The sequence below is a fragment of the Planctobacterium sp. AWH2_060 genome (assembly GCF_056158425.1).
In genome coordinates this window covers 3,949,778-3,966,031 of sequence record NZ_JBSWTG010000001.1, presented here as the reverse complement: position 1 = coordinate 3,966,031, position 16,254 = coordinate 3,949,778, and the positions used below count along the sequence as shown (strand labels likewise).

Annotated in this window: 11 protein-coding genes; 8 read left to right on the top strand and 3 right to left on the bottom strand. The window is 46.1% G+C overall.

Annotated features, from left to right (window positions below):
• Window positions 1–55 precede the first annotated feature (55 nt).
• Complete coding sequence (locus ACXAD8_RS16975) at window positions 56–931, top strand: class I SAM-dependent methyltransferase (protein WP_475231113.1); 876 nt, start codon at window positions 56–58, stop codon at window positions 929–931.
• Between the two features lie 445 nt (window positions 932–1,376).
• Here ACXAD8_RS16975 and ACXAD8_RS16970 read toward each other — a convergent pair whose 3' ends face one another.
• Window positions 1,377–2,570, bottom strand: a complete 1,194-nt coding sequence (locus ACXAD8_RS16970) for a GAK system CofD-like protein (RefSeq protein ID WP_475231111.1) — start codon at window positions 2,568–2,570, stop codon at window positions 1,377–1,379.
• A gap of 155 nt (window positions 2,571–2,725) precedes the next feature.
• Here ACXAD8_RS16970 and ACXAD8_RS16965 point away from each other — a divergent pair, with 155 nt between their 5' ends.
• The 7 genes from ACXAD8_RS16965 to ACXAD8_RS16935 all read left to right on the top strand — a co-directional run bounded on the left by ACXAD8_RS16965 (window position 2,726) and on the right by ACXAD8_RS16935 (window position 11,737).
• Entirely contained in the window at window positions 2,726–4,363 is a 1,638-nt protein-coding gene (locus ACXAD8_RS16965) for a phosphotransferase (RefSeq protein WP_475231109.1), read from the top strand.
• On the top strand, window positions 4,356–5,240 hold the full coding sequence (locus tag ACXAD8_RS16960) for a GAK system ATP-grasp enzyme (protein WP_475231107.1): 885 nt from the start codon (window positions 4,356–4,358) through the stop codon (window positions 5,238–5,240). Before ACXAD8_RS16965 ends, ACXAD8_RS16960 begins: the two co-directional genes overlap by 8 nt.
• On the top strand, window positions 5,233–6,318 hold the full coding sequence (locus ACXAD8_RS16955; protein WP_475231105.1) for an HprK-related kinase B: 1,086 nt from the start codon (window positions 5,233–5,235) through the stop codon (window positions 6,316–6,318). The genes ACXAD8_RS16960 and ACXAD8_RS16955 overlap by 8 nt, the downstream gene beginning before the upstream one ends.
• A gap of 12 nt (window positions 6,319–6,330) precedes the next feature.
• A complete protein-coding gene (locus ACXAD8_RS16950; RefSeq protein WP_475231103.1) occupies window positions 6,331–7,020 on the top strand; it encodes a histidine phosphatase family protein in 690 nt (229 codons plus the stop codon).
• Window positions 7,021–7,061: 41 nt separating this feature from the next.
• Window positions 7,062–8,372: a metallophosphoesterase gene (locus tag ACXAD8_RS16945; protein WP_475231101.1), complete on the top strand. Its 1,311-nt coding sequence runs from the start codon at window positions 7,062–7,064 to the stop codon at window positions 8,370–8,372.
• A 9-nt stretch (window positions 8,373–8,381) separates the two neighbouring features.
• Entirely contained in the window at window positions 8,382–8,645 is a 264-nt protein-coding gene (locus ACXAD8_RS16940; protein ID WP_475231099.1) for an amphi-Trp domain-containing protein, read from the top strand.
• A gap of 161 nt (window positions 8,646–8,806) precedes the next feature.
• A complete protein-coding gene (locus ACXAD8_RS16935) occupies window positions 8,807–11,737 on the top strand; it encodes a bifunctional diguanylate cyclase/phosphodiesterase (RefSeq protein ID WP_475231097.1) in 2,931 nt (976 codons plus the stop codon).
• 2 nt (window positions 11,738–11,739) lie between these two features.
• Here the strand turns inward: ACXAD8_RS16935 and ACXAD8_RS16930 are convergent, their stop codons facing one another.
• Together ACXAD8_RS16930 and ACXAD8_RS16925 are read right to left on the bottom strand one after the other, a co-directional pair.
• On the bottom strand, window positions 11,740–12,735 hold the full coding sequence (locus tag ACXAD8_RS16930; protein ID WP_475231095.1) for a response regulator: 996 nt from the start codon (window positions 12,733–12,735) through the stop codon (window positions 11,740–11,742).
• On the bottom strand, window positions 12,735–16,055 hold the full coding sequence (locus tag ACXAD8_RS16925; RefSeq protein WP_475231093.1) for an MHYT domain-containing protein: 3,321 nt from the start codon (window positions 16,053–16,055) through the stop codon (window positions 12,735–12,737). The genes ACXAD8_RS16930 and ACXAD8_RS16925 overlap by 1 nt, the downstream gene beginning before the upstream one ends.
• Window positions 16,056–16,254: the final 199 nt, after the last annotated feature.

Here is a 16,254-nt window from a genome sequence, read left to right as displayed (position 1 = left end):
GAGCAAAAGGATTCTAACGTTTACTGCGACTACAAATAACTTACCGGAACACACCATGAAACCTGTATTTAGTCTCAAAACCAAGAAGCACCTCAGCGCGGTGCTGGGTTCAGCGCTACTGTTGACCCTCAGTCACACGGCACTGGCGCACTCAGAAAGCCATAAAACCCTAAAAGCCGTAGTGGCTGAACGCTCTGATGATGCCAAAGCTCGCGATGCTCAAAGACACCCGGTTGAAACCCTTAGCTTCTTTCAGCTAAAACCCGGCATGACGGTGGCTGAAGCCTTGCCCGGCGGTGGTTGGTATTCCGGCATTATCGCTAATTATCTGGGCGAAGAAGGCACCCTTTACGGTATCAATTATGTCGATAGTATGTGGCCCAGATTCGGCTTTTTCAGTGAGGAACGTATCAAGGATATGATTGCTTCCACCAAGGGATTTCCGGGGTTGGTCGCCGAGCTCACTGACAATGGTATAAACGCTGATGGTTATACCTTTGAAACCGTCCCAGAATCGGTACATGGCACAGTAGACAGAGTCTTGTTTATCCGGGCACTGCACAATCTTAACCGCTTTGAAAAAGAATCCGGAACTCTGACCCAGGCGTTGCAAGCCACCCACAACATGCTGAAACCAGGCGGCATGGTAGGTGTGGTACAACATGCCATCGCCGACTCTGATGCAGATACTGATGGCAGCCGGGGTTACCTCAAAGCATCTCAGGTCATAGCCAGTTTTGAAGCTGCCGGATTTGAGTTAGTTAGCAGTTCAGATATCAACAAAAACCCCAAAGACAAACCAGCAGCCAGCGATATTGTCTGGCGTTTACCGCCGACCTACTTTGGCACCAAAGATGACGAAGCCAAGAAAAAGGCAGTAGACGAAATTGGCGAGTCCAACCGTATGACCCTGCTGTTTAAGAAAAAGTAATAGGTGTTCAAGCGGGCAGCATTTGCCAGGGCAATATCGCAAATGATTTTTGAGCGATATCCGACACAGCTTGACCGACGCTAAAAGCTAATTATTTTGGTGCGACTTAAATTATCGATATTGCAGCGCTCAACCTAACTACAGGCTCTGGTTTTGAGTTTGCTGTTAGATAGACTTTTTTGGCACCGCCGTCTAATTCAACTTTTATCTTTTGATTGAAATCATCGTCGGGGCGCCGACAGCGCCTCAAGGGGACCGGGCTGCGCCCCCCTTAAGAATCCCCCGCAGCCCCTGACGCGCAACAACATAAACTTCGCCATCAGAACAAATATTGGTGGAACCGAACCCGTAAACAAATCAGTTGTGGATTATCTCCAAATGAACATTATTAGTTTCTGGACACTAAATGAGCACTCATGCTCTCGCCCTGCAGCACTTGCCCGCCTTAGATTAACGAAATGATGGCTTTTACCAACTGCGCATCATCGTAATACTTAGGCTGATTATCGTTTAGCAAAGGTGTATCAATCACCTGGATGCCCATGCGGGTATATCGCTCAATATCTAAAGGCTGTCTGTCGGGCAGGTGGCGGCTATCATAAAGAATAAAGTTCAAAAGCCTCGTTACCTCAACCGGTTCATCCAACTGTCCCTGCAATCGCTCCAGAATAGTGTCCACCTGATCATTCAGCGACATGCCGATTTGTTCCGGATCTTTGCCGCGATTGGGAACATACACCTTAGGGCAGGGATTCTCAGCAATACACTCTGCAACGCCATAAGGCAACAAATTTGCCACCAGGCTGGAATAGAAGCTGCCCGGTGGATAACAGATTAACTCAGCGCTTTGTATCAATTTACGATTGCGTTTTTTTAGTTTGGTGGTCACCCGGCGCAAACTATTCAGGTCTTTAGTTAAGCGTAACTTTTTAATGGCACTGGTAATAGGAGGCTGTTCTTTTCCGGTAAGACAATGTTGTCCGATAACCTGCGAGCCATCTTCCAGTTCTGCCGCAAGATGATAATTATCTTCGGTGATAGCCCGCACGATACCCTTTACTTTTACCAACTCGGAAAACAGGAAAATAATAGGATCCAGTTGCCTGTGATGATTGACATAGCCCCCCACCAGAATCAAATTCCCGATACTAGCGCCACGTAAATTGAATGCCGCAGGCATTACCTTTAGGAAATAGCCCAGATGGTTGCAAATTAGGCTGCGCATCGGGTTTAGGATATCTCGGGTCAAATCGTCTTCACCCGCTACCATAGACTCCAGTCGCGCCCTTAACGTAGCGTTATCCGTAGTTTTATCGAACCGATAATTAAACAAACGAAGAATTTCCGGGTTTCCCAACACCGATTCGTCCGCCAGCGCCATCATGCGGCTGCGCAGATCACCGACGGCGGGCATATCAAAAAATTCGCGGATAACAGCAGAACTGCCCCCAGAGTCAAAGGGGGTAACCAGGTGAATAGAGTTATGGGTAAATTCTTTGAGTTTGCGCGCAACTCCATTTAAAGCACTGCCACCGCTAAAAAACAAAATTCTCGGTCCAAGTTCAGGAATTTTTTTATAACGACTACTGCGCATCGGATCAGGAATACTCCCTCCCCGGGTTACCAAAAAGCGAGTCATCGGTTATCTAAGCCTTGTTGTTATTTTCATTTTTTCAACGTTTGTTGTTGCAGATCTATTCCCTCAATCCTTTAAGAACGGGGTTTAATACTGGTGACATATAATGATGTCAGTATAGACTATCAACATAACAGTAATTTTACAGCAGAGGGCACTTGAGCAAACTCAACAAGAGCACAATCGAGCACCTGCATTTTTTGTTGCTGGAAATTGATCAGCAACTACTACAAACAGAGGCATTTTTACTAGAGCCCAATGTCGAACTCGCCAATCGCATCTTAAGCCGCGCAGGTTATGCGGAAAATTTGCGCACTCGGGCACGTCGCAGCTTACTCGGACAGTTACAGCGCAATCCTCGTTCACCATTACAATTCCGTCTCCAGGCAGCAGAAAGTCTGGTTGCTGAATTATTTCAGTTTAGCCACTTTGGCAGACAAGCCATCAGTGACAGTCTGAGTTTGAAGCCCAAGCGTCTTGCGGAACTACCTCATAAAGAATGCGCGAAACTGGTAAAACGGATGCGGATGACAATAGCTCTGGTAGAAAATGCTTTGATAGAAGCCAATTCCCAGATCGCTATTGAAATCGACAATGAAAGACGCAAGCTCACCCGAAGGCTATCCAAAATTATGAACAAAGCGGTATTGGAGCTGAGCGAGCATCAACGCCTGCAGGAAGCTGCCGACATGATGTTTCCAATTTATGCTCTGCGCCAAATGATTACTTTGATGGGCGCTATTGCAGAATCGCTGTTGTCGGCCAATCTCGGCCAAAAAATGAATCTTAGCCGATATACCTCTTTGTCAGATATTGCAGAAGATGTTGATACATCCCCAGAAAACCTTACCTTAAATACCATTGCCGAAACCCGTTCCGGCAGCGCTATTGCTGCGGTGTCCCGCAAGGATATCGCCAACAAGGATCCCCTGGCCATTTTTAAAGAAGGCGACAAAGGCAAGGTTAAAGAGGAACGCGCCAGTGTTGAAAGCTGGCACGATATATACCCGGGGCTGGCACCCAAAATACTGTCTTATCACAAACGCGGTGAAACCGCTTCAATGCTAATAGAGCACCTGCCCGGTCTCACCATGGAGCGCATTGTCACCGAGCGACATGATTTGGTTCAACCCGCATTAAAAAGCCTGCTAAAGACACTGCTAAACATCTGGAAGGAAACCCGCACAGAACAACCCGCATTCGCACAACACATGCAACAGCTAGAGCAGCGTTTGCCGGCGGTGATTCAGGTACACCCTGGATTTGCAAAGCAAAAGCAGGTGCTATGTGGTGAAACCAATCCTTCCCTGAATACCCTGATAAAAAGGGCCTCTGAATTAGAAAAGAAGTTACAGGCACCATTCTCTGTTTATATCCATGGCGATTTCAATCTGGACAATATTATTTTTGACCCTATTGATAAGCGAATTAACTTCATCGACTTACACCGTTCCAGATACATGGATTACGTGCAAGATGTGGCGGTATTCATGGTATCCATTTATCGCTTAGGCGTATTGGAATCACAGCAACGCAGCACATTATTAGCTATAGCAAAGCAATTTTTAACCGCAATCAGACGGTTTGCCAAAAAAGAGCATGACACAAGTTTCGAGCAAAGGTTAACCTTAGGACTTATCCGTTCGTTCATTACCTCTACTCGCTTTATCCTCGATCCTACGCTCTCCCGGCGAATGTTTTTACGAGCTCTGTATTTACTCAATCACATCACCAACACCAAAACTGATAAACTAGCGAAATATCGCTTGCCTCTGGAGGATCTGTTCTTTGAATAAACGCATCGCCGTTGTCGGCATCCCCGGTAAATGGTCAACCGAAGTATTGGCTGACCGCATTGAGCAGCAAACCGGCTATCGTTTGGTGGTCAGTATGCGGGAAGTACGCCTGGACACATCAAACCAAACCCTTTGGTATCAAGATATTAATCTGTGTCAGCTGGATGGCATTGTTGTTAAAAAGATCACTCAGGATTACGACCGCCATATGTGGGATCGCATTGAATTATTGCGTTTCGCTGAAATGGCAGGAGTCAGAATTTTCAGCTCCTGTCAGGCTATGCTGCAATTGGTCAATCGCCTCGGCTGCAGTGTTACCCTGGCAGCCCAACATTTACCTTTACCTGAAACCTGTATAACTGAAGATCTGGCGGAAGCTGAGAACGCGGTGAATCGATTTGGTGAGGCTGTGCTTAAACCCATGTTTTCCACCAAAGCCAGAGGGATGACTTTAATTTCGGCGAAACAACCGGATTTGGTACAGCAACTGACGAGTTTTAAGCAGCAAAATCCGATGTTATACATTCAAAAGAAAGCCGCGTTACAAGGTTGGGATCTGGGAATGGTTTTTGTAGCAGGCAACTATTTGTGTACCTACGCCAGAGTAGCTCAAAATGATTCGTGGAATACCACAATTCACAGTGGCGGCAAATATCAGAATTACCAGCCCGACGAGTCTTTAATAGCACTAGGACGCAATGCTCAGGCTCCTTTTGGGCTGGATTTCACCACGGTAGATATTGCACTAACTGACAAAGGACCCATAATTTTTGAAGTTTCCGCCTTTGGTGGCTTCAAAGGGGCGAAAGAAGGCTGCCAGATTGATGCGGCTCAGGTCTACTGCCAACATATATTAAGTACATTAGCAAATGAATAACACACATAGCGGATTCAATACCTTAAATTTAAACACCACACTGTTCGGGCACGCAATTCAGCTTGTGTTTGAAAACCAGCACTACCGGATTTGCAGTAACTCTCCATCCTTATTACAGGCTTTGAGCCAGTACTTTAAGGGTTATGAATCAGAGCAGACAAACGCCAAGGTGACAATTTACCTCTATGACGACGAAGTACAAGAAACGTCTATTCAATGGCAAAAATGGTCTGCTGAAGCCGGAAAAACCAGGCAAAAAGAACAATACTGTGATGTAGATGACGGCCGTTGGATCCACAAACTCAAAACCGGCATGGTGTTGTTTCAACATCTGACTGCCCCCCTGGCTGCGGGGCCTTGCGAGCAATTCCTCAGTCAAACCGTTAATTTCATCATTAACCAGCATATTAATTTTCTACAACAACAAGATGGCTTGATTTGCCATGCGGCCTGTCTGCAATTGGCACAGCAAGGTATTGCTATTGCAGCGCTATCAGGTGGTGGTAAATCCACCACCATGCTGAAACTGATGGACCTGCCCGATAGCAAGTTTATTTCTAATGACCGCTTGTTTTTGTTTGATGAGCAAAAGGCGGTAATTGCCCGAGGTGTAGCAAAACAACCCAGAGTGAATCCCGGCACTCTGCTCAACGACCCCAAGCTCATCGGAATTTTATCAGAGCAACGACGCACAGAGCTGAGAAATATGCCCACCAGCGAACTTTGGCGACTTGAAGAAAAATACGATGTCATGGTGGAGCAAATCTATGGTAAACAAAAACTGGGGCATAGTTGCCAGTTAACACAGGTTATTTTACTCAACTGGCAACCCGGCGGTAATAACCCGGTAGGAATGCAACTGGTGAATCTGGAAGAGCGCCCGGATTTGATCAAGGCCATCGCCAAATCACCCGGTTCTTTTTATCAAAATGCCCAGGGTGAATTTTTGAGCGAAGCAATTATTCCCTGTAATCAACAATACCAGGCCAGACTGGCCCCAGTAAACGTATGGGAAGTTACCGGCGGAGCCGATTTTGAACAGCTTAAAGAACTGCTTCGCAACAAGCTAAACTTATAAGGATATCTGGAAGTGGCTCGAACACTCGTCGCTTTGATAAGACATGGCGCATATCACCAACGAAACAATACTCCCAGTGCACTTCAGCCATTTCCGTTGACGGCGGAAGGTGAGAAGGAAGTCCGCAGGCAGGCAAAAGCGTTTGCCAGCCTGCTCACCGCACAACAATGGAAACTGGCGGTACAAGTACATTCCTCGCCGCTTCTTCGCGCCTGGCAAACAGCACAGATCTACATGGAGGTACTGGCTGACTTTTTTGATGCTCCACCTGTGCATCTGCAGTTCCCAGAACTGGTAGAGCGCTCGGTCGGCAATGTAGCGAATCTGACGACGCAGGAAATCGAACATTTGTTGCACCAGGATCCGCGCTTTAGCCCTGCCCCCAAAGGCTGGAAATCTGACAGCTACTATTGTTTACCCTTTATGGGAGCTGAATCTCTGATGGACGCCGGAGCTCGCGTTGCAAAACATATAGAACAGCACAACCAAGCTTCAGAGCAAGCCAGAGTACAACTTATCGTGGGCCACGGCGCCGCCATGCGCCATGCTGCATGTCATCTAAATGTCATGCAGTTTTGCGATATTAGTAAGTTAAGCATGCATCACGCTCATCCTGTGGTTTTGGAAAAAATAGATACCGAGTGGCAACACATCGCAGGCCAGTGGAAGATTCGTCAAGCGGGAAGTGAAGCAAAAGACTGATAATACAGGAGCGTCAGGCTCTGCAGCAAACGAGTAACAATATGCAATCCACCAATGCTCAAACTTTTCCTATTGATCTCGCAGGGTACACCACGATCGGACAACATTGGTCGCAGTTTCGGCATGTGGCTAACGATGACTGCCACGTACAACGCGAAGAGCCCTCTCCAGAATCATTGAGCACTGAGCATTGGCAGTGGCCAGATAAAGCGATTATTTTTATTTCCGATCCTCATGCAGATGCAGATGCATTTATTGCTTCGCTCGTGGCTTCAGGCGGGGTAACTCGAAACAGTAAAGGCAAACTCAAGTTAACGGCTTTGGGCAAAAAAGCCACCTTTGTTATTGGTGGCGATTGTCTGGACAAAGGGCCCAGCAACTTAGATTTGTTGGAGAGCCTGAAACAATTTATTGCGACTAAAGCAAAAATAAAATTGCTGGCGGGCAACCATGATCTGCGTTTGTTAACCGGTTTATCGGCCATCAGTAGAGAAAAACATGTCAGTTATGAGCACATGTTCGTACGCATGGGTACTAAGGTTATACCGCTGTTTAAAGAGGTATTTGAACGCTATCTGGTGAACAGTTGCTGGGAACAACACACACCTGATTCTGAAACCTGCAAAGCATATCTGTACCCCAGAGATTCATGGTTTGAAGACTTTCCCCTTTATGCCCGGGATAAACTGTCAACTAAAGCAATTGACAAAGAGTTAAAGCGTCTGCGTAAAAAAGCCAGCAAATTTGAACAAGACTGCGAAGCTCATGGGCTGGATATTCGAAAAGTTTACGCTGCTGCACAAAAGTGTCAGCAACTGTTTTTTAGTAAAAAAGGAAAGTTCCGCTGGTTTTTCAAAAACATGCAATTAGCCTACAAAAAAGGCAGCTTTTTGTTTGTTCATGCCGGATTAGATGACGAAGTCAGCCAGCAAATACAACGCAAAGGGATCAGCAAACTCAATAAGCAATTTAAATCCACATTGCGAGATGATTTATTTGCATTTTATTTTAGTTCTATTGCCACGCCGTTTCGCACCAAATACCGTGATTCAGACCCGACCTTTTCCAGCACAGGCGCCGGTGCTGTGGAGCAACAAGGTATTCACTGTGTAGTGCATGGTCACGTTAATCATGGCAATGGACAACAGATCTCATTACAAAAAGGATTGCTGCATGTAGAAGGTGATATCACATTGGATCGCAACTCCCGGCGTAAAGAAGGTCTTGCAGGAATGGGGTTCGGGGCAACCTTGATCCACCCTAAAAAAATGATTATTGGCATCAGCTCTGATCATCCGGTCGCCAAAGTCCTGTCCCCTCATTGGCACAACACTTGGCCAGTTCAACATTAAGGAAACACTATGGAACACAAAAGTGAATTCAGGCACGAATCACTTCAGGATGGCAAGTCCATTCAGAAGATACTGGAAGCCATCTCTAAAGGACTTGGCAAAGGCAAACTGGAGTTTAGTGACGAAGACGGCAATCTGGAACTCACCCCGAAAGGGCTGTTAGATCTAAAAATCACAGTAAAAGAAGATGAAACCCGCCATAAGCTAGACATTCGCGTCAGCTGGAATAAGCAAGATCAGCACCTGTCAGATTCGATACTAAAAATAAAGTAAATTTGCTTAAAGACACAAACGTTGTTTGTTTGTTGACCGTATTGGCAATTAAACCCCGGATTTTGTGATTTACTATTTGGGATACATTCAAAGCATTGCTAGTATTTAGACAAAACAAATAATCCAGTTGTCAACAGGAGTATCTCTAAAGAGATCAGCAGATGCCTGAAACAAGCAATAAACAAGCTAAACTTCGCATTAAATTAAAGTTCCTGGCGGCGGCTGCAATATCGGCCCTCTTGATGCTTCTGGCGTTAGCGCTTTTCGAAATCATCACAAATGAGCGTCATCATCAGAATCAAATTAATGATGTCACCGCCGAACTGACCGAGATCAGGGCCTCTCTGGAATACACCATAAACAGCAATCTCAGTCTGACCCACGGCCTAGCCACCTATATATCACTCAACCCTGATATTGACCAATCCGAATTTTCCCGATTTACCCAACAATTGCTCGCTTCTGAAAACCAGGTAAGACATATTGCAGCGGCGAAAGACTTGGTAATTACTCACATTTACCCTTTGTCGGGGAACGAAAAAGCACTGGGTCTGGACTATAAAAAAGTACCCGAACAATTTGAGGCAGCAAAACGTGCAATTGAGTTAAACCGAACTGTCCTGGCTGGCCCCGTTGATCTTGTTCAAGGCGAAACCGCATTTATTGCACGCACCCCGATAACTAATGCAAAAACCAATAATAAATGGGGATTGTTGGCAGTGGTTTTGCATTATAGTGAGCTATTGAAAGCAGGCGCCGTAACCGAACAGACAAACCTAAGCCTGGCAATTAGAGGAAAAAATTCTACCGGAGCTGAGGGTGATTTTTTCTACGGGGATAGTGAAATAGTATCGCAGGAACCAATCAGTGTATTCATCAGTCTTCCTCAGGGAAGCTGGCAATTATTGGCTACGCCAAAAGCTGGTTGGCAAGATTTACATGTACATACTCCAGTGTGGTTTGGCGCACTTTTGCTATTTTGCTTATGGCTATTAATACTCAGACATAGGTATATTACAGAGCTTTTGTACCTTGATTCCATCCAAAACCTGTTTCAATCAGAGCGCAAATTCAGAAATATCTTTCATAACCACAATGCCGTTATGTTGTTGCTCGATAAATCCACCGGACAAATCGTAGATGCTAATACCGCGGCCCTGGATTATTACGGGTACAGCCACGCTCAACTGGTTAGCAAACGCGTTCAGGATATTAACATCATGTCGCCTGAAGAAGTGGCGAAAGAAATGTCTAATGCGGCTTCACGCAATAAAAACTATTTCACCTTTCAGCACCAGTTAGCCAGCGGCGAAATTCGCTACGTGGAAGTGCATTCAACACCGATTGAAAATGCCGGTAAAACCATGTTGTTTTCCATTATTCACGACATCACGGAACGCGTTGAAAACGAGCAAAAACTAAAACTCAATGCCAAGGTGTTCGAACACTCCCAGGAAGGTGTTCTGGTAACCGATGGGCAAAACCAAATTATCACGGTCAACCCAGCCTTCACCGAAATCACCGGCTATTGCCAGGAAGATGTGGCCGGACTCTCTCCTTCGATTTTAAAGTCGGGCCGACACGATGCTCAATTTTATCAAGACATGTACCAGGCGATAGAGCAACAAGGCTTTTGGAAAGGCGAAGTGTGGAACCGAAAAAAAGATGGCACCATTTACCCACAACTGCTCTCAATCAGTAAGGTTGAAAATGAACAGGGTAACATTAGCCATTACGTAGCGGTATTTTCAGATATTACTCGCTTAAAACAATCTGAAGCGCGAATGGAACAATTAGCCCATTACGACGCACTCACGGGCTTGCCCAACCGATTATTATTAAAGTCTCGCATTGAGCATGCTCTGGAGCGTGCCAAACGTCATCCCGAAGATAAAGTTGCGATATTGTTTATGGACTTAGATCATTTCAAAGTGGTCAACGATAGCCTGGGGCATATGGTGGGAGATGAATTACTCAGGCAAGTCGCCTCCCGACTAAAGTGTTTGCTCAGGGAAGAAGATACTGTTGCGCGCCTGGGTGGTGACGAATTTGTGGTATTGCTGGAAGGGCTGTCACAAATCAGCGCTTTAAACATAATCGCGCAAAACATCATTGAGGAAGTTAAAAAACCCTACCTGCTGGATGGCAATCAGGAAACCACCATAGGCACCAGTATTGGCATTTCAGTTTTTCCCGACGATGCCAATGATCTGGAAAAGCTACTCACCTATGCTGATTCCGCTATGTACAAGGCAAAACAAAATGGCCGTAATACCTATGCTTTTTATACCGAGTCTATTACCGTACAGGCGGATAAACGCTTTAAGCTGAGCAATCAATTAAGTAAAGCCATTGAGCGCCAGGAGCTTGAGCTCTTTTATCAACCACAGGTTGGTATGCGCAGCAACACAATCGTTGGTGCGGAAGCCCTGATCCGTTGGAATCATCCTGAAGAGGGCTTGCTCACTCCCTGGGCATTTATTGAAATCGCCGAAGAAACGGGTTTGATTCATGAAATTTCTAAATGGGTGATCGCTCAGGGTTGTCGACAACTGAAACAGTGGCAAGACGAAGGCCATGACTTAACCCTGGCCCTGAATATCTCTCCCCGCGATTTTCGCTTTGATAACTTTTTTGAGGAGGTAGAAAGCAATGTTAAAAGTTCCGGTGTCAGACCTGAACGCCTTGAACTTGAATTAACAGAAAACGGCCTGATGGAGACTTCCGGCAATGTTATGGAGTTACTGCACAGACTTAAGCAACTAGGTATTTCTCTGGCCGTAGACGACTTTGGCACAGGACATTCTTCTATCGCTTACCTGAAGCATTTCCCGGTGGATAAACTAAAAATTGATCGCAGCTTTATTAAAGATATCGACGTGGATCCCGCCGACAAAATGATCACCGAAACCATCATTGATATGGCAAAAAACTTTAACCTAAAAGTGGTAGCAGAAGGTGTTGAAACCCAACAACAGTTGGAACTGTTACGCGATATTCATTGCGATATAGTGCAGGGCTTTTACTTTAGCAAGCCTGTGCCTCTACACCAGTTTAATGCGCTGTTGTCAGAACCTCTGACAACAGCTTAGCTCTACTCATCCTGCCAGCGGGCTTTGATTTCCAGGAATTCCGGCAGGCATTTATCTAATAGCCCCACCAATGCAGGGTCAAAGTGCTTGCCGCTTTCAGAATTAATTAGATCCAGAGTCTTCTCTACTGTCCATGCTTCTTTGTAGGGGCGCTTACTGGTCAAAGCATCAAACACATCCGCGATAGCGACAATGCGTCCTTCAATAGGAATATCCTCTCCTTTCAATCCATTGGGGTAGCCTGAGCCGTCCCATTTTTCATGATGAGTCAGTGCCACAGATTTCGCCAGTTTAAGTAAATCAGAATCCGCTTCACCAATGATATCTGCACCAATTTGCGGATGAGTTCGCATTACGTCAAACTCTTGTTCTGTTAACCGGCCGGGTTTGAGGAGAATGCTATCTGCGATACCGATTTTGCCAATATCGTGCATAGGCGCAGCGTGCAAAATATCATCAGCTGCTTTTTCAGATAAACCGTAAGCTCTCGCCAAAATACGGGAGTAATGGCTCATGCGCAGCACGTGAGTACCGGTCTCATTATCTTTATATTCCGCAGCCCGTCCTAAGCGCTGAATAACCTGTAGCCTGGTTATCCTAAGCTCCTCTGCCTGAACCAGTGATAAATGGGTTTTTACCCTGGCTCTAACAATGGCTGGCGAGACAGGCTTGGTAATATAATCCACACCGCCGGCTGCAAAGCCCGCGGTTTCGTCATTCTCATCCGCCAGCGCAGTCACGAAAATAACAGGTACATTTTTTGTGGAAGGTTCAGCCTTCAACGCCTGACAAGCTTCAAGACCGGTCATTTCCGGCATCATCACGTCCATTAAAATCAGCGCAGGAGGCTCTTTCATCGCCAGATTTATTGCCTCTTGGGCACTTTTAGCAAACGCCAGTTCGTAGTTCTCTGCAAGAATATTTTTCAGCACCCTCAGGTTTACAGGCTCATCGTCAACCAACAGTATTCTGGGCCGATTCAGTTCTATTTCAATCATCACTTCTCCTGTTCCGATTGTATTTCTTCAAGTAACAGCTCAATCTCAGTAGCCGCTTTGGCAAAATTAAAATCATCCAGCGCAGCTTCTATCCGGGTCACTATTTCAGAAAATTTAGTAGCTTTCAGTGACGCCAGGTGGGTTAAATCTTGCTCGTGATAAGTGTTATGGGCACAGTCTGCCAGCAAACGCTGAAGGTGCGGGATAATTTCGCTAAACAGCACTTCAGTTTCTGGCTCAATCACAGGGTCATCACTATGCTCTTGCAGCGCAGCACCCACTTGCTCCAGGCTTTGTTGAATTTGCTGCGAAACCCTTTGCACCATAGCAATATCCTTTTGGGCCACCGCGTTTTCCAGTTCCTGCATTGCATTGAGTATGGATTTTAATCCCACATTACCGGCAACGCCTTTGACTTTGTGGCTAACTGATTGTAATTGTGACCAATCCTTTAGTGTTAAAGCGTCCCGTATTTCCTGCTGATAGGCACTGCTGTTATTTAAGAAAGTCTGTAACTCCCTGAGGTGTTTTGCTTTACTGCCCCATAACTGCTCACCCTGTTTAAAATCTATCAATAGGTTATCTGACTGAGATTCGTGCGCCAGGATAGTACTGGTATCAATACCCAGCACACGTGCCATTTCATTATTAAGTTGGATTAAGTCCACCGGTTTGTTGGCAAAGCCTTCCATGCCAGCTTGTTCCGCGGCGCTTTTATCCTGCTCCAACACACTGGCGGTAAGTGCAATAATAGGAATATTTGCCAGGTTTTGTTGTTGCTCCTGTGCTCGTCTTTCTCTTGCGGCAGTCAGGCCATCCATCACTGGCATCTGCAAATCCATCAGTACCAGATCTGGCTTGGAAGCCACCATTCGCACCAGGGCTTGTTGGCCATCTCGCGCGGTGAGTACCTGATGCCCCTCCCGACCAAGTAGCACCTGTAATAAATCGATATTTTGTTGAATGTCGTCCACCACCAGAATCTTTAATGGCGGCAACTGTAATTTAGGACCTGCTCCCTGACTGGTTACCACATCCGTAGCTTCCAAAGGCAGCTCAAAAGTAAAACTGGTGCCCTTATTTAATTCACTTTGCACACTGATAGTCCCCCCCATTAACTCTATCAGTTGCTTACTGATAGTGGTCCCAAGTCCGGTCCCACCAAATTTACGGCTCATAGAGGCATCAGCCTGAGCGAAGGCATCAAACACTCTTTCCAGTTGCTCCTGCGACATACCAATGCCGGTGTCCTGAACACTAAAGCGCAACACATTGTCTCTAGTCAGAGTTACACCAATGTTAACCTCACCTTCATTGGTAAATTTAATGGCGTTGCCCACTAAATTGGTGAGTACCTGACGGATTCGGTCCGGCGATCCCAGATAACCTGACGCGATACTTTCATCAATATGAACCTGCAATTTCAACCCTTTCGCATCTGCCTGTAGCCACAATGTCGATACCACGGCATCAATTTCATCCGTCAGACTAAAGGGTCTGAGCTCCAGCTCCAGCTTGCCTTTGTCCAGTTTTGCGCTATCCAGAACATCGTTGAGCAAATGCAACAGGGATTTTGCGGAACGATTGATTGTGGTCAGGTGCTTGTATTGTTCTGCCGTCAGACGAGCGTCCATTAAAATATCGCTGAATCCGATGATGGCATTCATGGGGGTGCGGATCTCGTGGCTCATGTTGGCTAGAAATGCAGCCCGGGCCGCGGCGGCCTGCTCCGCTTTCTCTTTTGCCAGCAACATGTCTTGCTCCATGATTTTGCGATCGGTGATATCCATGATGAAGCCGTCCAACCAGAATTCGGAGCTTTCTTCCCCCTGAACCAAATTACCGTGTTCGAACAACCACCTCACCTGGCCATCTTTGCGAATAATCCGATATTCCAACGCAAAAGAGCCTTGCTCGGCAACTTCAGCATAAATACGTTCTCTGTCTTCTGGGTGATACAGGTCGGCAAAACTTCGCTTTGGATTGGGCAGAGTAAATTCACTGGCATTGTAGCCCGTTATGTTTTCTACTGCTTCGCTGATAAAAACCATAGGCCATTCTTTATCCGTCAGGCAACGATAGGCGATGCCCGGAATATTTGAGATAAGTGAGCGGAACTTAGCTTCGTTTTCTTTTAACGCCCTTTCCATTTCTATTCTGTGGCGAATGTCTGAAAGGAAGGCCACAAAATAATCTTGGTTCTTTTGCACCACATGACCGATGCCGAGACGCACCGCCACCCGCTCGCCATTTCGGTGCAGTGCCTCGACTTCGCGCCCTACCCCGATAATGTTTGCTTTTCCGGTTTTTAAATAGTTAGCCAGGTAACTATCATGTTCTGCGCTATCGTGTTCTGGCATTATTTTACTGACATTTTCTCCCATTAACTCTTCGTCCGACCAGCCGAGAATTTGACTGACTGCCTTATTCACACTCACCACAATGCCATGACTATTAATGGTAATAATGCCATCAACCGCAGTATCCATCATGGCCCGCATACGACTGGCATTGAGGTTTGCGACTTCACTAATATCTTTATAACGAAATAACAGACTGGTGCCCAAAACCAGGCTGATAATTAAAATAGTAAACGCAGTGACACCAGCAGCTAAAAACAGTGAAATCTCGGCAGGCTGAGCGGACAATTCCAAACCTGGCGGTAATACAAAGCGAGCCGCCGCCATTCCGGTATAATGCATTCCCGAAATGGCGGCGCCCATTACAATGGCCGCAAGCAGGTTAGCTTTTCGTGGCGAAAGGCGGGTTTTGCCAATTCGGGCAATGCCAAAACGCACCCACAAGGACAACATAGCCAACACCACAGCCACCAAAATAGACACCAGAAACATCACCAAATCGTAGCGTAGCAGCGTGGCCATTTGCATTGATGCCATGCCCACATAATGCATGGTGCCGATACCAGCCCCCACCAAAACCCCGCCCAGGAAAATCTGTTTTAAAGTTATGGTCTTTTGAATAATGAGATTGAGTGCCACTAATGACGCCGCAATGCTAGGCAATACGGAAAGAATTGTTAACTGCCAGCCGTACTCAACCGGGGTACAGAGGTCAAAGGCCAGCATCCCAACAAAATGCATTGACCACACGCCTCCGCCCAACGCGATGCTCCCCGCAGTGAGCAGCACCTGGCTACGTCCGGCTTTACTTTCGGTTGCCTGTGTAGCCACTTCAAAGCCCATGAAGGCCGCGAAAATTGCTATCAGTACCGAAATAACCACCAATCTGGGGTCATAAGAACCATAAGTCAGGAGACTCTCGTTTGCGGAATAAAAAAATGAATCGAACAGCTGTTGCATGCAGAAACGAAGGTGCTATAAATATGTTTCAAAAGACTAATACATTGTTACTAAGAATGCACCGTGTTTGTCATCAACACGAAACTATTCGTCTCTAATATTCTTTGCTTTTTATAACAGCAGAGCCTATTGTGCAATGATAACTGTACAATTTGGTTTACCAAACGCACCCATGCAAATGTACTAAAACCCACACAAA